Origin of the sequence: Moraxella sp. VT-16-12 (assembly GCF_002224245.2) — a bacterium.
Classification (GTDB): domain Bacteria; phylum Pseudomonadota; class Gammaproteobacteria; order Pseudomonadales; family Moraxellaceae; genus Moraxella.
Map to the genome: position 1 here is coordinate 214,408 of NZ_NKHK02000001.1, position 25,020 is coordinate 239,427.

Here is a 25,020-nt window from a genome sequence, read left to right on the forward strand (position 1 = left end):
ATTTTGTTTTTATATTTTGTTAAATTGTGTTTTTAATGAGAGCATTTTATCTCGCACTTTCATCGCTTCTTCAAATTTAAGCTCACTTGATAAGGCTTTCATTTGCTTTTCAAGGCGGTCTATCTCTTTGGCAAGAAGTTTGGGGTTTTGTAAAATCTCTATCTCCACATCAAGGTTGGATAGTGGTAGCTCCATCACAGGGGCTTCAATGCCAGCAACTTCTCCTGTGTCAATCTTATCGGTGGTTGCACGGCTGGCGGATTTTGGTGTGATGCCGTGTTCTTGATTAAAGGCGATTTGTTTGGCTCGTCTGCGCTCGGTCTCATCTATGGCTTTTTGCATACTGGGGGTGATGCTGTCTGCATACAAAATCGCTTTGCCGTTAATGTGTCGTGCTGCTCGCCCAATGGTCTGAATGAGCGACCGCTCTGAGCGTAAAAAGCCTTCTTTATCCGCATCAAAAATCGCCACCAAACTCACTTCTGGCATATCAAGCCCTTCACGCAACAGGTTAATCCCCACCAGCACATCATGTACACCTGTGCGTAATTCGTGGATAATTTTCATACGCTCCACAGTATCAATGTCTGAATGTAGATAGGCGACTTTGATGCCATATTCTTTTAAATAACTGGTCAAATCTTCTGCCATACGTTTGGTCAAAGTGGTAATCAGTACCCGTTCGTTTAGGGGTTTTCTGATGTTAATCTCACCAAGCACATCATCAACTTGGGTCAGCACGGGGCGAATCTCTAACACAGGGTCAATCAAACCAGTTGGACGCACCACTTGCTCTACAATTTGCTCAGCGTGTTCAAGTTCATAGGCGGCAGGTGTGGCAGACACATAGATGGTGTGTGGCTTTATTCGCTCCCACTCTTCAAAAGTCATGGGGCGATTATCCACGGCAGATGGCAGGCGAAATCCATAACTTACCAGTGTCTCTTTGCGACTTTTATCGCCTTTGTACATCGCCCCAATCTGTGGTACAGTAACGTGGCTTTCATCTATAAATAGCAAAGCATCAGATGGCACATAGTCAAACAATGTCGGTGGTGCGACACCCGCAGGTCGCCCTGATAAGTGGCGTGAGTAGTTTTCAATGCCGTTACAGTAGCCAAGCTGCTGTATCATTTCAAGGTCATATTGGGTACGCTCTTTGATACGTTGGGCTTCTATGAGTTTGTCATTATCATGAAAATATACCAAACGCTGGGCAAGTTCTTCTTTGATACTTTGGCTTGCCTGTTCTAGCTTATCTTTTGGGGTAACATAATGTGATTTGGGATAGATGGTAATGCGTGGTATGGTGCGGATATGTTTGCCAGTCAAAGGGTCAAACCAGATGATTCTTTCTACTTCATCATCAAACATTTGCACACGCACAGCCAAACTTTCGCTTTCGGCAGGATAAATGTCCAAAGTTTCGCCCCGAATGCGGTAAGTGCCACGCCCAAAATCCAGCTCATTGCGTTCGTATTGTAGTTCTACCAGACGTTTGATGAGTGCGGTGCGGTCAATCCTATCACCCACCACAATGTGCAAAAGCATTTTTAGGTAACTTTCAGGGTCGCCCAGACCATAAATGGCAGAGACACTTGCGACAATGATGGCATCTTGACGCTCCAACAATGCTCGTGTGGCAGACAGTCGCATTTGGTCAATGTGGTCATTGATGGCACTGTCTTTTTCTATAAAAGTGTCGCTGGCAGGCACATAGGCTTCTGGCTGATAATAATCATAATAGCTGACAAAATACTCCACAGCATTATGTGGAAAAAACGCCTTAAATTCACCGTATAGCTGGGCGGCCAAGGTTTTATTGTGAGCCATGATGATGGCAGGTCGCCCAAGCTGAGCAATGACCTTTGCCATGGTGTAAGTTTTGCCCGAACCTGTAACCCCTAAAAGCAGTTGTTCTTTTTTGCCATCAAGCACGCCATTGACCAGCTTGTTGATGGCAACAGGTTGGTCGCCTGCGGGGGCATAGTCGCTGACAAGATGAAAGGGTTTTTGGTCCTGTTTGGCAAGTTGCGACAGTTGTTGGTGATGACGTGTGGGGTTGGTCATGGCGTGTTTTATTAAGTGTTTTGTTAAATATGGGGTAAAAATGTGATTTTAAAAGGTCAATCAATCATCTTAAAAAATCCGCCCAAAAAGGCGGACAGTTGGTGTTTTGATGTCATTTTTTTTGTAAAAATACGTCCAAATCGCTTTGGAGTTTTTTGGCGTGCTTGTTTTTGTAGCTGTCGGCGATATTTTTGGTGGCGTTGCTAGCATTATTTAGGTAGGTAGATACCATGGCAGATCGTTTTTTTAGAGCATTTTGACCGTCTGTACTGCCATAAAATGCCAGTTGGGCATTGACTTCGTTTTGGTTAAATACGCTTTTGGCGGATGCCAGATAGGATTTTTTAAGTTCAGCCTGAACCGCAGGTGTGTTTAAACTGTCTAAAAAACCTTTGGCATAATTGTCATAGATTTGTAGGGCTTGATTGCGTTCATTGTCTGTCAGCTTGGTATTTTGAGCTAGGGCGTACATGAGATTTTCACGGTCAACAATGATGGATTCTGTTACCATTTCATAAAAAAATGCTTCATAAGGGGTGTGCTTTGATAGCTCTTCTAGCGATTTGTCCGTAGGGTTGGCAAAGGCGGATAGGCTTATCATCAAAGATAGGGCGACAACAAGTTTGGTTTTCATGGTTGCTCCATATTTAAAAAGAGCATACCTTAACAGATTTTTGGGTAATTTAAAAGAAATAAATTGTTATCATTCACAAAAAAATCCCCATATTGATGGGGATTGGTTGGCTTTGGTGTTATTTTTGGTCTGCTTTGGCAGGCGTGGTGTCCACATTGATGCCGTCTTTTAATAGAGTCTCATCAAGGGTAACTCCTTGATTTTGGGCATGTTTTGGGCTGATGTATAGGGTGAGTGTGTTCATCACTTGTGGTTTGATTTGGGCAGGTGGTGTGCCATCTAAGGCGGTGGCGACCAGTTTGGCGGTGGTGATGCCAAAATCAAAGTCATTGACTCCCAAGGCGGCGGTCGCCCCACGTCTGACTGAAAACTCATCAGAGGCGATGACAGGAATTTTTAACTCATTGGCAACAGCAACCATCGCTTCCATGGCAGATGCCACGTTATTATCCAAAGAAGTATAAATCAAATCCGCTCGCCCATCTAAGGCACGAGTGGCAGAGGCAACATCGGCGGAGCGGTTGGCAGGTATGTCCACCAATGTCATGCCATGCTTAGGTAGCTCTACTGCTAACTGCTCTTTGAGTGATACTGAGTTCATCTCACCTGAGCTATATACAAAGCCAATACGTTTGGCATCAGGTTTGACTTTGGTAAATAGGGCGATTTGTGGTGCAAGTGGTAACTCGCTGGATAATCCTGTGATATTGGCTTGGGTGGCAACCCCTTTATCATCAATGAGTTTGGCGGCAACAGGGTCAGAGACGGCTGTATAAACTAGCGGAATGCTTTGGGTGGCAGAGGCAAGCGTTTGGGCGGTGGGTGTGGAGATGGCGACAATGGCATCAGGATTATCAGCAACAAATTGCTTGGCGATTTGCCCTGCGGTTGCCATGTTGCCTTGGGCGGATTGAAAATTGATGGTAAGATTTTGACCTTCTTTGTAGCCCAGCTCGCCCAAACCATGTATCACGCCACGGCGAATGTCGTCTAATGATGGGTGTTCTACAATGGCACTGATGGCAACGGTTTTGGCAGGTTTTTGCTCGTTTTGTGGGGTTTGAGCTTGTTCGTTTTGTGGGGTGTTTTGAGTACAGCCAAAAAGCAAGGCAGTACAAAAAGCTAGGGCGGATAACTTATGAGCAGTCATGATAAATCCTAAAAACTAGTAACAATCAGTCATTTTACTGTAAGTTTTAGGCGATGACAATTTGAATTTTTTAGATTTTAAAAAAATACCAAAAGTTTTTGCAAATTTGGCTAAGATGGATTATAATACGCCCGATTGGTGATGTGGCTGAGTGGTTGAAAGCGCACGCCTGGAAAGTGTGTATACGTTAATAGCGTATCGAGAGTTCGAATCTCTCCATCACCGCCAAGATATACCAAACACATTTGATGATGTGATAAAAAAGCAGACTCAATTAAGTCTGCTTTTTTTGTGGGCGTGTTATGCGTTATCACCAACCGCTTGAATGGCAGTCAAAGCAATGGTGTAAACAATGTCATCCACCAAACAGCCACGAGATAGGTCATTGACAGGCTTGTTTAAGCCTTGTAGCATAGGACCTACGCTGATGACACCTGCGGTACGTTGTACGGCTTTATAAGTGGTGTTACCCGTGTTCAAATCAGGGAAAATAAACACATTGGCTTCACCTGCCACAGGCGAGTTGGGGGCTTTTTGTTTGCCCACGCTTGGCACGCTGGCAGCATCAAATTGTAGCGGGCCATCAACTTTTAGCTCAGGAGCTTTTTCACGGACGATTTGTAGGGCGGATTTGACAGTTTCCACATCTTCGCCAGAGCCTGAGTTCATGGTGGAGTAGCTAATCAGTGCCACTTTGGGGTCAATGCCAAAGGCTTGGGCGGACTGGGCAGATTGAATGGCAATCTCAGCAAGCTGTTCGGCAGTGGGGTTTGGATTGACTGCACAGTCGCCATACACCACCACTTGCTCAGGCAATAGCATAAAGAACACACTAGATACCAAGCTATACTCTGGGGCAGTTTTAATGAGCTGAAAGGCTGGACGAATGGTGTCAGCCGTGGTGTGTACCGCACCAGAGACCAAACCATCAACATCGCTCACTTGTAACATCATGGTGCCAAGATAGACGGTGTCTTGTAGAGCAGCTCTTGCACCTTCTTCATCTAGCTTACCCTTGCGACGTTCCACCATGGGGGCGACATATTTTTCAATCACTGTGCTAGGCTCAATAATCTCAATGCCATCAGGTAGCGTAACATCACGTTCTTCGGCAACGGCACGAATTTTGGCAGGGTCGCCTAATAACACACATTGGGCAATACCACGGCTTTGGCAAATTGCCGCCGCTTCAATGGTACGTGGCTCATCACCTTCTGGCAAAACAATGCGTTTTTTGGCGTTTTGGGCAAGGCGAACCACTTGGTTGCGAAACGCATAGGGTGAGAGTTTTTGGGTGCGGTCAGCGGTTTTGTAGGCATCAAAAGCCCCTGTATCAATCTCAGATAGGTTACCACCTTTGTCAGTACGTGCCAGTACTTGCACTTTACCTGACAACTCTTCGGTGCCAATCACACCCCAAATGCGTTTGCCTTTTAGCCCACCAAACAAAGAAGCAAACACAGGCAAACGAGCAAAATCATCACCCACCATGATGACATCAGCATCAAAACCTGTGGCAAGCTCACGGTTTACTCTGTTGGCAAAAGGGGTGTTTTCATCCACCAGCACACCCACCATCACACTGACAGGAGCACTTTGACGAGCCACCACTTGTTCTAGCAAATCATCTAGGTTGTTATCACCAATGGCAGCACTGAGCTCATCATGGCTTGGGGTGGCAAGTAGCTCAGCGTCCACCAGTTTGGCGACATTTTGAGCAAGTGTGTCCATGTTGATATTACCAGTAGTAGGCACTAAAAGTAATGTTTTCATAAAATGTCCTTTATGTATTAAAAATATATCAGCTAAAAGTCAGATAATCATCCAACTTTTTGGTTTATAGACCTAGCACCGCACGAGTTTCACTCATGATTTGGTATTCTTCGTCCGTTGGGATAACCCACAGCTCAACGGCTGAATCATCGGCATGGAAACTGCCTTCTGCTCCACGAGACAGCTCAGCGTTTTTGGCTTCATCAAGCACAATGCCAAAATGACGCAAATGGCTTAAAATTTTGGTACGCATACCAACGGCGTTTTCGCCCACGCCACCTGTAAACGCAATGCCTGTGAGACTTGGTAGGGCACAGCTTAGACCTGCCAAGTATTTTGCCACCCGATAAGCGAACAGTTCTAAGGCAAGAGCGGCATCTTGATTGCCTTCTTTGGCGGCTTGTTCTACGGTTCTCATGTCATTAGAAAGACCAGAGACACCCAAAAGCCCACTTTTTTTGTTGAGCAAGGTATCAATCTCTTCAATGGATAAACCAAGTGTGCGATGCAGATGAATGTGCAAACTTGGGTCCACATCACCTGAGCGAGTGCCCATCATCAAGCCTTCAAGTGGCGTCAGACCCATAGAAGTGTCTAAACTTTCACCATTATAAACGGCGGTGGCTGAGCAGCCGTTACCCAAATGAGCCACCAACCAGCCGTGCGTGCCTTCTTGGTTGGTCAATTCGCTGGCACGATTTGAGACATAGGCGTGTGATGAGCCATGAAAGCCATAACGGCGAATGCGGTCTTTTTCATAAAGCTCTTTGGGAATGGCATAGCGATAAGCGACATCGGGCATGCTTTGGTGAAATGCTGTATCAAATACCGCCACTTGTGGCAAATCAGGATAGATGGCAAGCACCGCTTCAATGCCAGCAGCGTTAGCAGGGTTGTGCAATGGAGCAAGGATAGATAGGCGTTTGATTTCGCTTAATACATGGTCATCAACTTTAACTGCCGATGAAAACTCACGACCGCCATGTACCACACGATGACCAACCGCTACGGGGTGATATTGCTCAATGAGTGCTAGGATTTTTTGTAGGGCAAGCTGATGGGTAGCCCCAGGTAGGCTAATCTCTTCTTTGGTGCCATCAAGATGTGTGTGTTTAATGCGTGCATCATTGTTCCCTAGGGCTTCTGCCAAGCCTTCAATGCGTGTATTACCATCTTCACTGATGAGTGCGTATTTGATGGATGACGAGCCACAATTTAGTACTAAGGTTGGGTTGGTTAAAGTCATAAAATTTCCTTTTTTAAGCGGTCTGGGCTGGTTTAGCTAAGCTCACCGACAGATAAAATGATGAGCCAATTTGCTCCAAAATCATCAGAGCAAAGGCATTATAACACTAGTTGTTGGGTTTTTTTAGTCTTTTTTTGGGGTTTCGTGGTAAATTTTGTCGCTGGGTCAAGATTTCGTTTGTGGGCTGATTTGTGCTACAATATACGCCAAATTAACCACCTTAAACCATACCATGAAAGCCATTATTTTTGCCATCATTGCCACAAGTTTGGTCGCTTGCGGACAAAAAGGGGCGTTGTATTTGCCCCAACAGCAGCCCAGTGATTTGCCAAAAACAGAGCATACAGAGCCTGTCATCAGTGATGACCCAAATGATTTTTAATGACGGCTGATTGTAAAAAATTATTGAGAAATTTTATGATTAATCAAAACATTCCTTTGCTAAATGCAGATGACATAGAAAAAATGAAAGTGGCAGGACAACTTGCCGCCGAAGTACTACAAATCCTAGACCTCCACGTCAAAGCAGGTGTTAGCACAGGATTTTTGGATGACTTGGCATACAAACACATCACCGAAGTACAAAACGCCATACCTGCTTGCCTAAACTACAAAGGCTATCCTTATACCCTATGCACGTCCATCAATCATGTGGTGTGCCACGGTATGCCAGACCATGAGCGTGTGTTAAAAGATGGCGACATCATCAACATTGACGTTACTGTCATCAAAGATGGCTACTATGGCGACACATCAGCGATGTGGATTATTGGTGAAGGCTCCATCATGGCAAAACGCTTGTGTAAAACCGCCCAAGACGCTCTTTATGCAGGCATTAGCGTGGTCAAAAATGGTGCACGCCTTGGTGATATTGGGGCTGCCATTCAAAAAGTGGTTGAGCCTGAGCGGTTTAGTATCGTGCGTGAGTTTTGTGGGCATGGTATTGGTAAGTCATTTCACTGTGAGCCCCAAGTCTTACATTATGGCAAAGCTGGCACAGGCACCATCCTAAAAACAGGCATGGCTTTGACCATTGAGCCGATGATTAACCAAGGGGTTTGGCAAACCAAAATCATGAAAGACGGCTGGACTGCTATTACCAAAGACCGCAAGCTCTCCGCCCAATGGGAGCATACGCTCATTGTTACTGACAATGGCTGTATCATCACCACAGGCAGACCTGATGAAGATTTAAGTTGGGTGAAAAGCTAAGCAAATAAAGGGCAAGTCAGTCTTGTCCTTTTTAATGTTTTTGCTTTAATAAATCGTCATGATTAAATTATCTGTGAAGATTGAGCATTTTATTTTTTATATTAAATTTGATTAAAAAAGGATAATAAGACAACATGGATAACGCTCAAAAAGAAACAATCACCCATTTAATCAATGAGCTGATAAAAGGCGATTATTCAGAAGAAGAAATAAATAGGATTTATACTAAGCTTGATAAACTCATCATTGACCCTAAATGGAGCGATTATATCTTTTGGAGCAATGATTGTTTTGATTCAAATGATGGCTTTGTTAGTCATGTATTTTTTGATAAAATTGAGCAATATCAACTGTCTGATGAATATAAAAGAGACCAATATGTCATTTCTTTGGTGAATAATTTATTACAAAGAAACTTTCAATACAAATCAGAGATGGATATTGTTAATGAGCTAAACAAGCTATTACCAAATACTGATTGGATTGATTATTTGTTTGTTAGCAAAATATGCCTTGATGAACACGGTGCTTTATATGAGCATAATTTTATTAATTTAGTTTTTGGATAGTTTTAGATAAATTTATTGTTAATTACCCATATTTGATAACACTTTTTAATTTTTACTTAAAAATAGTATGATTTCATCTCATTTTTTACCTTCTTTACCACCATTTAGCACCGCAGACTACAAAAACCATCTGCACACACTTAATGAGAGCATAGACCACCAAATCACTTTGTTGGGATTGCAAGCAGTAGAAAACATTGACCAGTTTATACAGCTTCGCACACAAACAATGGACGACATGCTCGCTCAGGTATTTGCTCAGGTTTTATCAGATGAACTTGCTTTGTTTGCCATAGGTGGCTATGGGCGTGGGGAGCTTTTTCCTTATTCTGATGTGGATATGTTGATACTGGGCAAAGACATACAAAAACACCAAGCTGCCATCGAACGCTTTGTGGCAACGCTTTGGGATATTGGTATCACGCCTGCCATCTCTGTACACAGCACAGATACGCTGGCAGATGGCATGAATGAGCCAAGCTTTGCCACGGCGGTGCTTGATACGCGTTTTATCGTAGGCAACACCAGTTTGGCAGACACACCAACAAATACGCTGAGCAAACTTTGGACGATACAGCAGTTTTATCATGCCAAAATCCACGAAGCCAAAGCTCGCCATCTGTCGCACTACGGTACTGAGTATCACCTAGAACCCAATATCAAAAACGGCGTGGGCGGACTTAGAGACCTTCACATCATTCATTGGCTAAACCGTTTTTATGCTTTGTGCCACAAGCCACGCCCCAATCTAAATATCACTCATCATGCTTTAACATTGGATAATGCCAGACGCTTTTTTTGGGTGGTGCGTCATCATCTGCACGCCTTATCTGCTCGCCCTAATGAAGTGATACATTTTGACAAACAACCCAAAATTGCCATGCGTTTAGGTATCCTAAAAGACAATCCAAGCCCCAACGCCCATGCCGAAGCACTCATGCGACAGTATTATCATCATGCAATGACAACAGCAAGTTTATCAGAGTTGATGTGTGATGATTTTGCTGAGAAATATTTGGGCTTACCATGCAAAACGCTTGTGCTAGATGACGATTTTTATCAGCTTACTGTCAAAGATGACGTACAAATTGCCATACAAGATGGGGATTTGTTCATCAAAAAGCCATCTGCCATGCTTAGGATTTTTTTGGCGATGGGTCAATTTGGCATTAAAAAAATCCAAGCCAACACACTAACACACTTATCACTTGCCGTACATTTGATAGATGATGATTATCGAGCCAACCCTACCCATAAGGCGTTATTTTTGGCAAATTTGCAAGAAAATAACTACCTGTTTCATCGCCTACGCCTGATGAAACGCTTTGGGGTGTTGGGGGCGTATCTGCCTGCGTTTAGGGATATTATGGGGCTTAGTCAGTATGATTTGTTTCATTGTTATACGGTGGACGCTCATACGTTGTATTTGGTGCGTATTTTGCACCGTTTTGGCGACCTTGATAATGATGAATATCAACAAAAATTTGGTTTGGTCAGTCAGATTTACCAGCACATTCACCGCAAGGACATTTTAAATATCTGTGCCATATTTCATGACATTGCCAAAGGGCGAGATGGCGACCATAGCCAGCTTGGGGCGGTAGATGTCTATGAGTTTTGTATGAGTCATGGCATGAGTCAAGATGACAGCGAATTTGCGTCGTGGTTGGTTCGTCATCATCTGACCATGTCGCTGACTGCTCAAAAAAAGGACATTTATGACCCTGATGTGATTGGTCATTTTGCTCGTTTGGTGGGGAGCATTACTCGTCTAAACCATCTGTATGTGCTGACGGTCGCTGATATGAATGCCACCAACAGCCAGCTTTGGAATACGTGGCGAGCCAGTTTGTTAAAACAGCTTTATCTTAGCACGCACAAGGCACTCATGGGCGAGATGGGCGACCCACAAACCATCATTCATCGCCGTAAAGTCAATACCCAAGCCATCACGCAGACCCCAAAAACTGTGCTTGATGAGCTGTGGCAGGGTTTTGGTGATGAATACTTTTTGACCCAAAAATCCACCGACATCGCTTGGCAAACCACCGAGATTTTACGCCATGCACACACATTATCCACCGCTCCCATCATCAGCTTAAAGCCCCACAGCGATTTGGCGTTAGATGCGATTTTATTATTTATCTGTGTGCCTGACCAAGATGATTTGTTTGCCACCATCGTTTGTGTGCTGGATAAATTGGGATTATCGGTACTAGATGCTAATATTTTGACCGCACATATTGCTGGCTTTGAGTGTGCCTTGGACAGCTACATTGTCATTGACCGCTTTGCCAAACGTGATGATAAAGGTGCTCTTATGAGTGATTTTTTAAGCGACCGCTGCCGTCAGGACGAGCTAAAACTTGCTTTATGTCAAGCCTTTGATGGTCATGATTGCCAAGTTAGCACCAGCCTAGAAAATCACACGCTTCGGCATTTTACTGTGCCAACTAAGATAGACATCAGCCCTGCCAAAAGCCATGCTCATATTGGTCATCACGTTTTAAATCTTGTTGCCAAAGACCGTCCTGCTTTGCTTGCCAAAGTGGGTCAAGTATTTCGCCAACACGACATTAAAGTACATAAAGCAAGGATTACGACCATGGGTGAACGTGCCGAAGATGTGTTTTATATCAGCGATGAGCATGGCAAAACCCTAAGTGATGACAGGCTTGATGAATTAAAGATGGGTTTGGTTGCGGTTTTGGGCTAAATCTTTTAAAATAATACGCATTTAACCATCATAATCATGAAGCGATTTATTTTTCTTGTTGGTGCTGTTTGGGCAACGGTGGCGTCTGCCAACTTTTATGAAGTGGACGAAAAAAACGCCTGCGAAAACACCATCACATTGCCACAAGGCTACACATTTAGCGAATTTACCCCAGATTGTCAGTACGACCAAAATCTCACGCCCATCAAAGCAGGCGAGCTTTATGGCTATGCCAATGCCCAAGGCGACATTAAAATAGCCCCACGTTTTGAGATGGCGTACGGCTTTGATGAAGGGTTGGCATTGGTAAAAGCAGGCGGTAAATATGGCTACATTAATGCCACAGGCAAATTTACCATCAAGCCCATTTATGATGACGCATGGGGATTTTTAGACGGTCAAGCCAAAGTGATACAGCAGGGCAAACATGGTTTTATAGATAAAACAGGTAAATTTGCCATCAAGCCTGTCTATGATGACATGGGGATTTGGTTTGAAAATGGGCTCATTCCTGCCAAAAAAGGCAATAAATGGGGGTTTATTGATAAACAAGGCAAAACCAAAATCCCATTTATTTATGATGTCGCTGATGGATTTAGTGAAAATATGGCGGTCGTGGGACTAAATAAAATAAACAGCCACGCCCCCAAATTTGGCTATATCAATGCTCAGGGCGATGTGGTGTTGCCCATCAATTACGATACTGCCAGTGCTTTTGTGGATGGCGTGGCGATGGTGATGAGTGAAGGTCTGCTACATCACATTAACCCCCAAGGTCAAAAAGTTGCCCCCACATCAGGTTTATTAGATGTGGGCAGCCCCTGACGGATAAGCTGCGAAAACTCTGATGATGAGACGTGGCTGTTTTTGCCCAAATGAGCCACTTTGGGATTAGCATGAGCGTGTGTTCGCCAAACATCTAGCGGATGGGTGTTATCAATCGCTCCATGCTCATACAAATAAGATGACAATCGCCCTGAAACCACAATGCGATAATCCATGGGTATTTTATCAAACCCTTTAATCATGTCATAAATCACCGTGGTGCAGTTACTGATTAAAGAATGATAAAATTTTGGCGTGTCATATAATGTTTGCCCATAATTTAAATAAGTTAAAAATAATTGCTTGATTTTATCTTGGGGATAGTTGATTGGATAAATGGACACTTGTTCATTGCGGATATTGGTGCGAGTATAAATCAAATCCATCTCATCCCCAGCAATGATGGATAAATCATATAAGCGAAAAAACCCACCAATGGTAGAAAAATCTTCGTGAGTCTCTTTACGAGCTTCTACCGACAACACCAATCTGTCTATATTGCCATTGTCATTTTCAAAGCCAAATGACAGCATGATATGAGCAATGTCATCGCTCCCCCAAGTTGTGCTAATCATATCCAAATATTTAAGCTGTCGCATATCATAGTTGCGAGTTTCCCATTGCTCAGTATAACCATCATCATGCCAATGAAAATTACGCACATGATGAATGCTAATCATATCCCCTTGTTTGTGATGGGTGAATTGATGACGAAACTCATCTTGCCACGCTCTGTTGTTGCTTGGTGTCATCATCATAAACCAAACAAACACCATTGCAATCATCAGCCAAAATAATATACGAATGTTGGTCGGTGTTATCCATGATAATTGATAAATACTTTTAATTTGATGTATTGATAATATTGCCAAAATAAATGTGAAAAATATGATGAGATAGGTGGCATTCCCCAAAGGCAGATGCACCCACAATGCCAAACACGCCCATAATGCCACCATCAAATATAATATGCCGAATAATATTGCCATAACACGCCTTGTGATAGTTATCTAAATTGACAGGTTAATAGATGGTCATTGACCATGCCAACCGCTTGCATAAACGCATAGCATGTTGTTGCTCCTATAAATTTAAATCCGTCCTTTTTTAATTGTTTGGATAATGCCAAACTGACATCTGTTTTGGTGGGAATGTCAGCGACATTTATGGGCTGATTGTCCTTGGGAAAACTGTCATATTGATTAATGATTTGATATAAATAATCATAAAAAGAGCAATGTTTTGTGATGGATAAATATATTTTGGCATTATGAATGATGGCTTGTATTTTGGCTTTATGACGAATAATGTCTTTATTATTCATCAGCTCATTGATTTTATCATCATCATAATCAGCAATTTTATCGGGATTAAATCCATCAAAGGCTTGATATAAATCATCACGCTTTTTTAAAATAATCATCCAACTCAATCCTGATTGCATGCTCTCCAAACACAAACAGGCAAATAATACCTTATCATCAGTTACCACTTTGCCCCATTGTGTGTCATGATAATTCATATACATACGGTCAGATAAACACCACGGGCAACGCTGAATATGGGTCATGGTTTTTGCTTTAATAATTTTTAAATTGTCATCATACCGCAAATTTGTTAAACTTGCACTTATTTTTATGGATATTTCGGGGAGTGATATGATTAAAACTCAGCCTATTGATGAGTTTAAGCCAACGGTTGATTTGGCGATTTGGGACGTCAGAGATACGGATAAATATCAAGAAGGGCATATCGCTTATGCGGTCAATATGCCGATTGAGTGTATCAATGAAACAACGCTGGCACAAACTTGTGGCGACATTTATGTGTTGTGTGGTGGTGGCACAAAAGCAGGGCGAGCTTGTGAGCTGCTAGAAAGCCTTGACCCCACTCGCACCTATGTTCATCTGACAGGTGGCACTCGTGGGGCGGCTGCATTAGGTTGGGAGCTGATAAAAGAAAAATAAATTTAAAATCAATGGCTTATAAATTTTTTATCAAATTTTTAAAATAACTCATTGACACTTATTAAATTTCGGCTATAATACGCACCACTAACAACAACTTCATGTTGCTAAGTAAATCGGGGCGTAGCGCAGCTTGGTAGCGCATCTGCTTTGGGAGCAGAGGGTCGGGGGTTCAAATCCCTCCGCCCCGACCATTTAAGCCTAGTTAGGCTTTTTTTGTTAGTAAATACCGAGCGCCTGTAGCTCAGTTGGATAGAGCATCCGCCTTCTAAGCGGGTGGTCGCAGGTTCGAATCCTGCCAGGCGTGCCATTTGCCTGTTACAAAACAAATCATTATGGTGGGTATAGCTCAGTTGGTAGAGCCCCGGATTGTGATTCCGGTTGTCGTGGGTTCAAGTCCCATTACTCACCCCATATTAAATAAAACGGTTCATGGTGGTTCATGAACCGTTTTTGACGTCTCGTCTATCAATCATTCAATCATCAATGCTTACATCACGATAAATAACAATAAATAATCTATTTTCCCCCATGACAAACATTAAGTACAAATCCTTGTACGTGATTTTTGGGCATGATAGAATAAGACATCAATATGAATCCATCAAAATGGGAGCGTGTTTATGCTTAGAATGTTGGTAGGTGTTGGTCTGCTTTGTTTGGCTCAAACCGCCCTAGCGGACAGCTATTGGAATCATAATGGCTCGGTCATGAGATTGGTGGCTGAGGGCAATCAGCGTTATTTTTACTATCATCAGCCTTCGGACAAAATGCAAAAAGCGGGCGTTTATGCAGGTGAGCTTTTGTTTGATGGTACTAAGCAGGGCAATCACTATCATGGTACGGCACGAGTGTTTTCACAATACTGCCAAGAGCCTTTGACCTATGGCGTTTCGGGCAATGTTTCCCCAAACCAAACCAAAATCACCCTAATCGGCACGCGTGAAAAATACGCAAAAGGTTGCCGTGCCACAGGAAAGATCACCAAAGACACCTTGGTATTTACCTACCTGTATTCTGATTGATGATTAAGATTGGACATCATCTTGTTAAATGCGGTCAAATTTACAAGATGGTCTGTAAAACGCAGTTGAGCATCATAAATCACTTAAAAATCATCATCAGGCGAAATTTGGCGTGTATTTTATAAATTGTTTAAAATCAAACAGTTAGCATTAAGTATACGTCAAGTTTTATTTTGTGATTTTGCTTGTTATTTTGTTGATTTTTGCTTATACTAAAAAGACCCTAATTACATTAAGGAGTTTTTCATGTATCAACACGCTTTAATGGTTACTGATTTAAACGATGATACCGATTTGGTTGCCCAAAAAGCCAAATGGATTTTGGAATCATCGCCTGCCACACAGCTTTCTGTGCTTCACGTGGTAGAGGAGACCATGTTGGGCTTTGGTTACGAGCTTATCCCTGCGACTGCTTTACATGAAGAGATTGACGATGAGCGTTGTCGTATGGCTCGCACTCGTTTGGCGGAAGTTTTGGCAAGAAACAATCTGCAAGCCCACGATGCCAAAATCAAAACCGCCATTTCAGGACGTAAAGGCATCATAGATTACTGCAAAAGCCACGCCATTGACTTAGTTATCATCGGTCGCCACAAACGCACAGGGTTGTCAGCGTGGCTGACAGGAGCGACCGCAGACAGCATTTTGCCTGATGTGGATGCCGATTTTTTGGTGGTGCAGTTGGCACAAGTGGACTAAGTGGCATTAAAGAAAAGGGCGGATATTCTGCCCTTTTTTATGGGGATTTTATTTAAATGTTTTAAAAATATCTTGACTTTTTATTTTAAAGTCTTATTATATGCGTATCGTTGATTATCTTTTATGGATAATTTGTCATTCACCCAAACAGCAATAGGAGTAAAACAATGTCTGTTCTTAATTTTACAACACATAAGACAAGCCGTATTGATTGTTTGGGCAAGGTTTATTTTATTTAACTTTCATAAAATAACCCCATTCATCTTACGGTGTTAAAGCCTGTTATATCAAGGCTGACACCGTTTTTTATTGCCCAAATTTTATTAAACTATTGGTAGTCAAATACCATGGTTTAATTTAAACGTCTTATTCGGTTTTTTCTTTTTTTATAAATCAATCTTGTCGCTTTTTTATTTAAAAAGTGATGGGGGAATTATTGTCTTTTTAATTGATGAATTGCTAAAAATGGTTAATTTTTGGTAAGGGGGTTTATTGTCTTTTTTTTAATAGACCTACCAAGTCAATTTGTTAGAGAAATATCAATATGAGTATTCAACTTATTTTAAATGAACATGCCAAAAACGGCGTGCCTGTCAAGATTTATACCACCGATGTGGAGCAGTCAGCACTCAATCAGCTGTATGCGTTAAGTCAGTTACAGTTTATTCACTCGCACATTGCGGTGATGCCTGATGTGCATGCAGGCAAAGGGGCGACGGTGGGCAGTGTGATACCAACCAAATCGGCGATTATCCCTGCGGCGGTGGGCGTGGACATTGGTTGTGGCATGAATGCCCTGCGATTGTCTATCAAAGCGTGTCAGCTGCCTGATAACTTAAAAACAGCCCGTCTTGCCATTGAAAAACATGTGCCTGTGGGCTTTGCCAAGCACAAACAAATCATGGCAAAGATGAGTACGCTTGACCCCTTGGCAATCCGCCTAAAACGCATTACCGATAAGCATAAGGGCTTACTAAAAATGCTAAATAACTTTGAGCGAACATGGGCAAAACAGCTGGGCACGCTCGGCGGTGGCAACCATTTTATTGAGCTGTGTGTGGACGAAAATCAAGACGTTTGGATTATGCTCCACTCGGGCAGTCGTGGCATTGGCAGCTGTATTGGTGAGTATTTTATCACCCTTGCCAAAAAAGAAAACGAAACACGCTTAGGCTACATTCCTGACCGTGATTTGTCCTATTTTGCCGAAGGGTCGGCGTATTTTGATGATTATATAGAAGCGGTGGGCTGGGCTCAGGATTATGCGATGGAAAACCGTAAAGAGATGATGCGATTGATTATCAAGGCGTTACAATCCAAAGACGCTCATTTTCCACACTTTACCATCACCAAAGAAGCGATTAACTGCCATCACAACTACGTCAGCCAAGAGACGCATTTTGGGCAAGATGTCTATGTTACTCGCAAAGGGGCGATTAGTGCCTATGATGGTGAGCTGGGCATTATCCCCGGTAGCATGGGAGCAAAATCTTATATCGTGCGTGGCAAGGGCAATCGTGAGAGCTTTTGTTCGTGCTCGCATGGGGCAGGGCGAGCGATGAGTCGTGGCAAGGCAATGCGTCAGTTTAACGTGGATGATTTAAAAGCACAAACATCAGGCGTGGAATGTCGCAAAGACAAAGGCGTGTTGGATGAAATCCCACAAGCGTACAAAGACATTGATGTGGTGATGGACAATCAGCGTGATTTGGTGGAAGTGGTGCATACCTTAAAACAAGTGATGTGCATCAAAGGTTAATTGATGACTAAAAATGGGTGAAAACATGAGTTTAAAACAGCAATTAAAAAACGAAAAATCTTATATGGGTGGGGTAAATATGCCCAAAGCACGCAATTTATCCGCCCTAAGTCCGTTATTAAAAAAGGGTGGTGTCCATGACAAAGATAATCCCAAAACACGCCACAAAAAAGACCGCAAACTGATGAAGTTATTTTTAAAAAAGTCCTATTAGTGATTGTCAGTAAAATGCGATTGGCAAAATTATTGATGACAGGTTTTTTGATTAAAAATCTGATGGGTGATTAAAAAGCTGATTTTGTAATATGGTTCGCATGGGATTAAAACTTTTGCGGTGTTCTGGTAATATCCCATGCTTATAGATGGCGGTGGTGTGGGCTTTGCTGGCGTAGCCTTTGTGTTTATCAAGATGATACTGTGGGTAGCGTTTGGCAAATTCACACATGGCAGTATCACGGTGTACCTTTGCTAAAATACTGGCACAAGCGATACTGCTGTGTTTGGTATCGCCTTTTATTAGGGTGTTGATGGTGTGCTGAAAGTCGGCAAAGTCTGGCGACAGTGTTGGCGTGGCATTGCCATCTATCAAAATACGGATATCATCATGGGGGTAAAGCTCATTGACAGTGAGCAGCTGCTCAATTGCTAGTCTCATGCCCAAAAGTGTCGCTTGATAGATGTCAATTTTATCAATCACAAAAGCAGGTATGTCAATGATGGTATAACTTTGGCAGGTGGTTTTGATGGGCTCAAAAAGCTTATCTCGCTTTTTTTCTGAGAGCTGTTTGCTGTCGTTGATGGCGGTAAGTGGCGTGTTTGTCAAATCAATCTGCCCAAATTCGCCCGTTAGCTCATCGCTCAAAATCACCGCAGCCACCGTCATTTGACCAAACAGTGAGCCACGCCCCACTTCATCAATGCCTATGGTGATGGGGCGTGTGTTGGTTGGCTCATAATTTTTATGACTAAAAATCGTACAATCATAGATGTGGGTGTTTGCGGTGTGGGCTTTCATGAGTGTTGTTAGCAAGTTTGGTCAATGGGGTTTTGTAGTCGTGGGCGTGCAGGCAAGAGCTTGTCTAGTAGAGCTTGGCTGACACAGATGGGCGTATGACACACCATGTCTGCCAAAATTTCACCACATAAAGGGGTAAAGCTAAATCCCTTTGAGCCCATGCCATAGATGGTGTAAATCTGTCCTTCCACCTTGCCAACAAGGGGGTGATAGTCAGGCGTTTGGGCTCGTATGCTAGCACGTCCCTGCAAATCAGCAGGGTTGATGTTAAGTTTTTGAGCAAGTGTGGGTAAGGCTTGGCTAAATTTGTGTAAGTTAAAGGCGTGTTCGTCAGCTTTGACTTCTGTGTCGGTGCAGTTACGCACAAAACTTGCTCCCATCAGCAAGGTGTCATTGAAACTGGCACAATAACCATCGTACTTGATGGGGGTGGCTAATGCCGTCTTTGCTGTATCGTCTTTGTTTGCGATAGATAAAAAAGAGACTTGACCACGGATTTTGCGTGGATTAAATAATTGACCGTTTAATAAATGACTTTCAAAGCCTGCACAAATCACAGCAATGTCTGATGTGAGCGTTTGTTGTTCGTCTTTGATGATGGTTTTTTGATGATAAGTGTCAATGGAAATGACATTAAATTTTTTAAAATCAATCAAAGGGTGCGATAACACAACATCTGCTAAATTTTGGGTATCTATTAACCCCGCTTTTTGAATAAAGGTGTTGATGGTGTGTTGATTAAAATCGTCATTATCTGAATTTAGCTCATGATTAAACTGATAAATCAGTTCATCAGGATAACTATTGACCAGTTTGGCAAGTTTGTCGTACGATTTTTGGGTGGGCAATAAAAAATCCACCACCCCTGTTTGTTCAAAAATCGTTGTATTTGACCACTCATTAAGTGCTTTATAAATGCGATGAGCGTACAAAAAACCAACCGTAGGCAGATGATGAGCCACGCCATCTGGTAGGCTTAGTTTGGGGGCGAATAGGGCTTTTGGGTTGCCTGACGCCCCTGCGATGGGAGCGGTTTTGTCAATGAGCGTTACTGATACGCCACGGCGTGCCAATGCGTAGGCACTAAACAGCCCCGAAATGCCTGCTCCAATGACGGCGGCGGTGCGTGGTGCGGGCGTGTGTGTGGCGGGCTGATTAAAATGGGCGGTAATCATCTCTCGCTTACGCCCAAAGCCTTTGGTTTTGACCACCGTCATGCCAATGGACTGCAAGGCTCGTTTGACAAAGCCAGCACTGGTAAAGGTGGCAAGGGTGGCATTTGGTTTGGATAGCCGAGCAATCTGCTCAAAAATCTGTGGCGACCACAGCTCGCTGTTTTTGCTGGGGGCAAAGCCATCTAAAAACCAAGCGTCCGCCAAGCCTGTCTTTGTATGCATTTGACAAAAACTTTCATAAGCGTCCCCCAACCACAAATCCAGCGTAATCGCCCCAAAATGCAAGCGATGACAGCCTGACAGTGCCATTGGGTATTGGGTGAGTAGCTTGTCAATCTGCTCTTTTAGCTCTGCATGGTCTTGCCAGATGTGTAGGGCTTTTTGTAAATCACTGGCAGACAGTGGGTGCTTTTCGGTGCTGACAAAGTATAGGCGAGCGGTGGGTGGGGCAGTTTTTGACCACAACAGACAAGTTGCCAAAAAGTTAAGCCCTGTGCCAAAGCCTGTCTCCATGATGACAAAACTTTGATGGTCGGTCAGATTACCAAAGCGTGTTGGCAGCCCATTGCCTTGCAAAAAGACGTAATGAGTCTCATCTAGCCCACCTGCTTTTGAAAAATAGACATCATCAAAAGCGGTGGAGATGGGCGTGGTATTGCCTGTATGGTCGGTTTGCCAAGTGATGGTGGCGTTTTTTAGGGTGCTTTGGTGGTTCATTACCAATCCGATTTTTTCTTGTTAAGAATGAACCATGTTCCTAGTACGCCCATCAACAAGGAGACGATGACTGTCAAAGCCCCGTATAAATAAAGCTGCCCACTTCTTTCATTGACCAGTACATTAACCTGCGTGGTCAGCTCAGCAATGCGTCCTTCAAGCTCGGCGTTTTTGGCAAGCAGTTCGGTGTTGGCAGCCGATAGCTCACTTTCTTTGGGGGATTGTAGTTGGGCAAGTGTGGGAGCGTTGGGGTCATGTGGGCTTGTTGGCGGTGGCGTGCCTGTCGTCTCGCCTTCACCATTGGTGGGTGTTTCTGTGGGTGCGGCAGTATCAGTATCAGGTGGGGTGTTGACAGGTGGTGTGGTGTTTTCTTGGGGGATGGGGGTGGTTTTATTGGCAACAGGCTCTGCTGTGGCTGTCGCTGTTGATGGCGGTGTAGATTGTGCTGTGGCACCGATGGATATTGATAAAAAAAGCAGTATTATCAATGTCTTATTCATGGTCATCTGCCTTGGGTAGGGCTTGGATAAAGGGTTTAATGTCCACATGACTGTACACACCGCCATGCAAATAAGGCTCATCATTGACCCATGTACGAGCTTGTTCCAAATCATCAAAATGAGCCACAATCAGGCTGCCGCTCATGGCAGGTTCGCCGTGTGCGATAGGTGTTGGACCTGCGACAACAAGGCGATTTTGGGCGTGTAGGGCTTGGATTCGTGCTAAGTGAGCAGGGCGAATTTCGGTGCGTTTGGCACTACTGTCGGCAACGTCATGACCGATGATGGCAAATAATGGCATGGTTATTCCTAATAAACTGATTAAATTTAATCTGTGATGTGATTTGCTATTGATTTAAAATTATTTTTAGGCGTGTTCATTTAATTTAAAATGTTTGCGTAATACCACAAACATGATTATCATAAACGTCATCATCACAATGATGTCGCCAAAAGCGGTAAATTCTCCCCAATATTCACCCCCCATAAACACAAAGGCAAAAAAGGCATGTAGTGTCGCCATCAGTGCAAATAAGCCCGCCCAAGCCCAGTTTAATCGTATCCAGCCTTGTGGTGAAAGTGCCAAAACCGGTCCAAATAATTTTTTGACGACAGGCTCTTTATTTTTGATAAATACAGGCGAGATGACAATCCCTAGGGCAAATGCAAGGTTAATTAGCACCGCTTTTAGGCGGATATAATAATCATCACTGAGTGCTAAGGTGAGACCGCCAAAACCTACCGTCATGATAAGCACAAGCCACTGCTGTTTTTCTAGGCGAAATTTTTGGCTGATAAATAAATAGCCATAAACCAGCACGGTTGCCAGTACCAGCCCAAGCGTTCCCACCAAAACATGATTATTATTCACGCCACCAGACAGCCCAAAAAGGCTTAATAAGGGGTGATTTGCATCTGCTTTGTCCGTGTTTTTATATAAAACATAAAAGATGATGAGTGGCAAAAAATCAAGTAAGGATTTCATGGGGTTATCTTGTGATTTAAACGCCATATTTTACATGGTTTTGTAGGAAAAATCAGCTTTTTGTTTGGGTTTTTTAAAAATGATTAAAAACCGCCCAAATGAGCGGTTTGGCATTATCTGTGATGAGCGTGTTTTGGGTGGTGTGGGTGTGCTTTGCCATGTCGTTTGTGTTGGGCTTGTGAGTGATGGTGTGTTTGTTGGCTGATGTCAAATTGTGCATCAGGCGTTTTGGTAACATTGGTTTGTACTTGTGATTGGGGTGTGGCGTGGTTTTTGTGGTGTGGGTGGTGATAAGTGCCATCAGCAAAGGCAGGAGCAGTTAAGCTCAAAGCAAGCAAAGTTGCAATGGGTGTGAGAATTTTCATAAGGTCTCCAAATAACTGGGTGTGATTGCCATTAGTGTAGTATAGATAAAATTTTCTAACTGTGTGGGAGTGTTTGGTAGAAAATTCTTGCCAAATTTTTGATTTTATTACAGAATTTTAAATAATATCTTTGGTGTATTACACAGCAAAAACCCAGCACAAGGCTGGGTTTGTTGGCAGTTACATCAGTTTCTTAGTGTTTGCTCGTCAGTTTTAACCATCACGCTTGGCTTTAGGGGTATGAGCGGTGATGTTAGGGCGGTGCTAAACACTTCATCAATGCTCTCAACGGTCTGAATGGTCAGGCCGTCTTTGACATTATCAGGAATGTCCGCCAAATCTCGCTCGTTGGATTTGGGGATTAGCACATGTTTAATACCGCCACGATGAGCCGCTAAGAGTTTCTCTTTAAGTCCGCCAATGCGTAAGACTTTGCCACGCAGTGTTACTTCACCTGTCATGGCAATGTCAGCTCGGATTGGTATGTCTGTAAATGCAGAAACAATGGCGGTCGTCAAAGCGATGCCTGCTGATGGTCCATCTTTGGGTGTGGCACCTTCTGGCATATGCACATGAATGTCAGTTTCTTTAAATTTATCATAACTGATACCAAATCTGTCTCCCCCTGCACGCACCACACTCATGGCGGCACGGATTGACTCTTTCATGACATCGCCCAATGAACCTGTAAAGGTGAGCTCGCCTTTGCCTTGCATGGTCGCAGTTTCAATGGTTAAAAGCTCTCCGCCCACTGATGTCCATGCCAACCCTGTAATACGCCCAACTTCTGGCTCTTTTTCTGCCAAGCCAAAATCAAACGGCTTGACGCCAAGGTAATCGGCAATGTTGTCATCATTGATACTGATGGACTGGATGGTTGTGCCTTTTTTGGGTTTAACACCGTAGGTTTCTACTTGTGAACGTACGGCTTTACGGCTGATTTTGTTAATCTCACGCTCCAAATTACGCACACCTGACTCTCGGGTGTAGTGGCGGATAATGCTGATGACCGCTTCATCTGTGATGTCAAGTTCGTTTTCACCCAGTCCATTTTGCTCCAAGGCTTTGGGGGTTAGGTAATTTTTGGCGATATTGAGTTTTTCATCTTCGGTATAGCCGGGTAAGCGAATCACTTCCATGCGGTCAAGCAGGGCAGGCGGAATGTTCATACTGTTGGCAGTACAAATAAACATCACTTCCGACAAATCCAAATCAAGGTCTAAATAATGGTCGTTAAAGCTGTTGTTTTGTGATGGGTCCAAAACTTCAAGCAAGGCAGACGCTGGGTCGCCACGGTAGTCTTGTGCCATTTTGTCAATCTCATCTAGCAAAAATAGCGGATTTTTAACTTCAACTTTTGCCAAAGATTGCACGATTTTGCCGGGCATAGACCCAATATAAGTGCGTCTATGACCACGAATCTCAGCTTCATCACGCACCCCGCCCAATGCCATACGCACAAATTTACGCCCTGTGGCACGAGCAATGCTTTCACCAAGCGATGTTTTGCCCACCCCCGGCGGACCAACAAGGCACAAAATAGGACCACGCATTTTTTTGACACGAGATTGCACCGCCAAATACTCCACAATGCGGTCTTTGACATCATCAAGCCCATAATGGTCCTTATCTAGGATTTGTTTGGCTTTTTTGATGTCGGCAGATGTTTTGCTGGTCTTTTTCCAAGGCGTGTCCAAAATCCACTCTATATAGCCACGCACCACTGATGCTTCTGATGAATTAGAAGGCATTTGTTTTAATTTTTTAAATTCTGTTTGGGCTTTTTTGCGGACATCATCAGGCAAATCGGCATCGTTTAGGCGTTTTTCAAGCTCGCCATCTTCGTCATCTTCGCCATTATTTAAATCAGACAGCTCCGATTTAATCGCTTTCATTTTTTCATTTAAAAAGTACTCACGATGATTGTTTTCCATCTGTTTGCGAACAGACTCTTGTAGCTCGTTTTCAATGGATTGTTCGGTTTGGTTTTTGATAAAATAGTCATTTAAAATGTCTAAATACTCATGCACATCATTGCCAGTTAGGATTTTTTGTTTGTCATCTAGGGGCATGGCGGTGCGAGTGGCAACAAAATAAATCAGTTCAAGCAAATCATCAATGCGACCTGCCACACGAGTCAACTCACGAGCATTACGCAAATTGGCTTCGGCATAATCATTAAACCGCCCCAAAAGTAGCGATTTTTGGGCATCTTGGTCGCTGTCATTAAGCGTGTTAATGACTTGTTCTTTGTTAAATGTGGCAACAAAAATCTCATCATCGGTAATGTCTTGGACTTTGGTACGAGATAAGCCCTCAATCAGTACTTTTAAAGTTTTGTCATCGCCATCATGGGGCATGATGCTGACGATTTTGCACAGCGTGCCATAAGGGTGTAGGTTGTTAAGTTCAATCTCTTCGGTGAGTGAGTCTTTTTGGGAGACGACCAAAATCATGCCGTCATGTTGTTCTTGGGCAATCTCAATGGCACGAATGGACTTTTTGCGACCCACAAATAGGGCGATTTGCATGTGCGGATAAACCACGACATCACGCACAGCAAGCAAAGGCAGGGTTTGGTTATCAGACATGATAAACTCCAAATTCTTATAATGTCA

The 25,020-nt window shown here is 43.3% G+C and carries 23 protein-coding genes, 4 tRNA genes and 1 pseudogene; 14 read left to right on the plus strand and 14 right to left on the minus strand.

Features of this window, described 5'->3' with window-relative positions:
* Window positions 1-9 precede the first annotated feature (9 nt).
* The 3 genes from uvrB to CEW93_RS01015 form a co-directional block, all read right to left on the minus strand.
* Window positions 10-2,070 carry an excinuclease ABC subunit UvrB gene (gene uvrB / locus CEW93_RS01005; protein ID WP_089538574.1) on the minus strand — a complete coding sequence of 687 codons (2,061 nt, stop codon included), beginning with the start codon at window positions 2,068-2,070 and terminating at the stop codon, window positions 10-12.
* Between the two features lie 112 nt (window positions 2,071-2,182).
* The gene (locus tag CEW93_RS01010) at window positions 2,183-2,704 is read right to left on the minus strand and encodes a hypothetical protein (RefSeq protein ID WP_089538573.1); all 522 of its coding nucleotides are present in this window, start codon (window positions 2,702-2,704) and stop codon (window positions 2,183-2,185) included.
* Between the two features lie 118 nt (window positions 2,705-2,822).
* On the minus strand, window positions 2,823-3,854 hold the full coding sequence (locus CEW93_RS01015; protein WP_089538572.1) for an ABC transporter substrate-binding protein: 1,032 nt from the start codon (window positions 3,852-3,854) through the stop codon (window positions 2,823-2,825).
* A gap of 137 nt (window positions 3,855-3,991) precedes the next feature.
* Here CEW93_RS01015 and CEW93_RS01020 point away from each other — a divergent pair.
* Window positions 3,992-4,082, plus strand: a tRNA-Ser gene (locus CEW93_RS01020).
* A 72-nt stretch (window positions 4,083-4,154) separates the two neighbouring features.
* Here the strand turns inward: CEW93_RS01020 and pta are convergent.
* Window positions 4,155-5,198 (minus strand): annotated as a pseudogene (gene pta, locus CEW93_RS01025) (phosphate acetyltransferase); the annotation flags it as partial.
* 493 nt (window positions 5,199-5,691) lie between these two features.
* Complete coding sequence (locus CEW93_RS01030; protein WP_089538570.1) at window positions 5,692-6,873, minus strand: acetate/propionate family kinase; 1,182 nt, start codon at window positions 6,871-6,873, stop codon at window positions 5,692-5,694.
* 232 nt (window positions 6,874-7,105) lie between these two features.
* On the opposite strand from CEW93_RS01030, the gene CEW93_RS01035 reads away from it, so the two are divergent.
* The 5 genes from CEW93_RS01035 to CEW93_RS01055 all read left to right on the plus strand — a co-directional run bounded on the left by CEW93_RS01035 (window position 7,106) and on the right by CEW93_RS01055 (window position 12,195).
* A complete protein-coding gene (locus tag CEW93_RS01035; RefSeq protein ID WP_089538569.1) occupies window positions 7,106-7,255 on the plus strand; it encodes a lipoprotein in 150 nt (49 codons plus the stop codon).
* A gap of 35 nt (window positions 7,256-7,290) precedes the next feature.
* The gene (gene map / locus CEW93_RS01040) at window positions 7,291-8,085 is read left to right on the plus strand and encodes a type I methionyl aminopeptidase (RefSeq protein WP_186727860.1); all 795 of its coding nucleotides are present in this window, start codon (window positions 7,291-7,293) and stop codon (window positions 8,083-8,085) included.
* Window positions 8,086-8,219: 134 nt separating this feature from the next.
* Complete coding sequence (locus tag CEW93_RS01045; RefSeq protein ID WP_089538568.1) at window positions 8,220-8,654, plus strand: hypothetical protein; 435 nt, start codon at window positions 8,220-8,222, stop codon at window positions 8,652-8,654.
* A gap of 67 nt (window positions 8,655-8,721) precedes the next feature.
* Window positions 8,722-11,370: a [protein-PII] uridylyltransferase gene (glnD, locus tag CEW93_RS01050; RefSeq protein ID WP_089538567.1), complete on the plus strand. Its 2,649-nt coding sequence runs from the start codon at window positions 8,722-8,724 to the stop codon at window positions 11,368-11,370.
* Between the two features lie 36 nt (window positions 11,371-11,406).
* A complete protein-coding gene (locus CEW93_RS01055) occupies window positions 11,407-12,195 on the plus strand; it encodes a WG repeat-containing protein (RefSeq protein ID WP_089538566.1) in 789 nt (262 codons plus the stop codon).
* Here CEW93_RS01055 and CEW93_RS01060 read toward each other — a convergent pair.
* Window positions 12,147-13,184 (minus strand): DUF4105 domain-containing protein, encoded by a 1,038-nt coding sequence (locus CEW93_RS01060; protein ID WP_089538565.1) that lies wholly within the window; start codon window positions 13,182-13,184, stop codon window positions 12,147-12,149. The two genes, CEW93_RS01055 and CEW93_RS01060, sit on opposite strands and share 49 nt — an antisense overlap.
* Window positions 13,185-13,201: 17 nt before the next feature.
* Window positions 13,202-13,765, minus strand: coding sequence for a DNA-3-methyladenine glycosylase I (locus CEW93_RS01065; RefSeq protein WP_089538564.1), 564 nt, complete (start codon window positions 13,763-13,765; stop codon window positions 13,202-13,204).
* A gap of 88 nt (window positions 13,766-13,853) precedes the next feature.
* Between CEW93_RS01065 and CEW93_RS01070 the strand changes: the two genes are divergently transcribed.
* From CEW93_RS01070 to CEW93_RS01105, 8 genes are all read left to right on the plus strand, one after another.
* Window positions 13,854-14,162, plus strand: a complete 309-nt coding sequence (locus CEW93_RS01070; protein WP_089538644.1) for a rhodanese-like domain-containing protein — start codon at window positions 13,854-13,856, stop codon at window positions 14,160-14,162.
* A gap of 117 nt (window positions 14,163-14,279) precedes the next feature.
* Window positions 14,280-14,356, plus strand: a tRNA-Pro gene (locus CEW93_RS01075).
* Window positions 14,357-14,395: 39 nt separating this feature from the next.
* Window positions 14,396-14,472: transfer RNA gene (locus CEW93_RS01080), tRNA-Arg, on the plus strand.
* Between the two features lie 28 nt (window positions 14,473-14,500).
* Window positions 14,501-14,576 (plus strand) — tRNA-His (locus CEW93_RS01085).
* A 209-nt stretch (window positions 14,577-14,785) separates the two neighbouring features.
* Window positions 14,786-15,187, plus strand: a complete 402-nt coding sequence (locus CEW93_RS01090) for a hypothetical protein (protein ID WP_089538563.1) — start codon at window positions 14,786-14,788, stop codon at window positions 15,185-15,187.
* Between the two features lie 246 nt (window positions 15,188-15,433).
* Window positions 15,434-15,886 (plus strand): universal stress protein, encoded by a 453-nt coding sequence (locus tag CEW93_RS01095; protein ID WP_089538562.1) that lies wholly within the window; start codon window positions 15,434-15,436, stop codon window positions 15,884-15,886.
* A gap of 544 nt (window positions 15,887-16,430) precedes the next feature.
* Window positions 16,431-17,645 carry an RtcB family protein gene (locus CEW93_RS01100; RefSeq protein ID WP_089538561.1) on the plus strand — a complete coding sequence of 405 codons (1,215 nt, stop codon included), beginning with the start codon at window positions 16,431-16,433 and terminating at the stop codon, window positions 17,643-17,645.
* A 25-nt stretch (window positions 17,646-17,670) separates the two neighbouring features.
* Entirely contained in the window at window positions 17,671-17,859 is a 189-nt protein-coding gene (locus CEW93_RS01105) for a hypothetical protein (RefSeq protein WP_143822736.1), read from the plus strand.
* A gap of 51 nt (window positions 17,860-17,910) precedes the next feature.
* On the opposite strand, the gene CEW93_RS01110 is transcribed toward CEW93_RS01105, so the two are convergent.
* The 7 genes from CEW93_RS01110 to lon all read right to left on the minus strand — a co-directional run bounded on the left by CEW93_RS01110 (window position 17,911) and on the right by lon (window position 24,993).
* Window positions 17,911-18,660: a ribonuclease HII gene (locus CEW93_RS01110; RefSeq protein WP_255503876.1), complete on the minus strand. Its 750-nt coding sequence runs from the start codon at window positions 18,658-18,660 to the stop codon at window positions 17,911-17,913.
* 8 nt (window positions 18,661-18,668) lie between these two features.
* On the minus strand, window positions 18,669-20,552 hold the full coding sequence (gene mnmC / locus CEW93_RS01115) for an FAD-dependent 5-carboxymethylaminomethyl-2-thiouridine(34) oxidoreductase MnmC (protein ID WP_089538559.1): 1,884 nt from the start codon (window positions 20,550-20,552) through the stop codon (window positions 18,669-18,671).
* Window positions 20,552-21,052, minus strand: coding sequence for a hypothetical protein (locus tag CEW93_RS01120; protein ID WP_089538558.1), 501 nt, complete (start codon window positions 21,050-21,052; stop codon window positions 20,552-20,554). Before CEW93_RS01120 ends, mnmC begins: the two co-directional genes overlap by 1 nt.
* The gene (locus CEW93_RS01125) at window positions 21,045-21,353 is read right to left on the minus strand and encodes a YciI family protein (protein WP_089538557.1); all 309 of its coding nucleotides are present in this window, start codon (window positions 21,351-21,353) and stop codon (window positions 21,045-21,047) included. The genes CEW93_RS01120 and CEW93_RS01125 overlap by 8 nt, the downstream gene beginning before the upstream one ends.
* A gap of 66 nt (window positions 21,354-21,419) precedes the next feature.
* Window positions 21,420-22,037, minus strand: coding sequence for a septation protein IspZ (locus CEW93_RS01130; RefSeq protein WP_089538642.1), 618 nt, complete (start codon window positions 22,035-22,037; stop codon window positions 21,420-21,422).
* A 113-nt stretch (window positions 22,038-22,150) separates the two neighbouring features.
* A complete protein-coding gene (locus CEW93_RS01135) occupies window positions 22,151-22,402 on the minus strand; it encodes a hypothetical protein (RefSeq protein WP_089538556.1) in 252 nt (83 codons plus the stop codon).
* 185 nt (window positions 22,403-22,587) lie between these two features.
* Complete coding sequence (lon, locus tag CEW93_RS01140; RefSeq protein WP_089538555.1) at window positions 22,588-24,993, minus strand: endopeptidase La; 2,406 nt, start codon at window positions 24,991-24,993, stop codon at window positions 22,588-22,590.
* Window positions 24,994-25,020 lie beyond the last annotated feature (27 nt).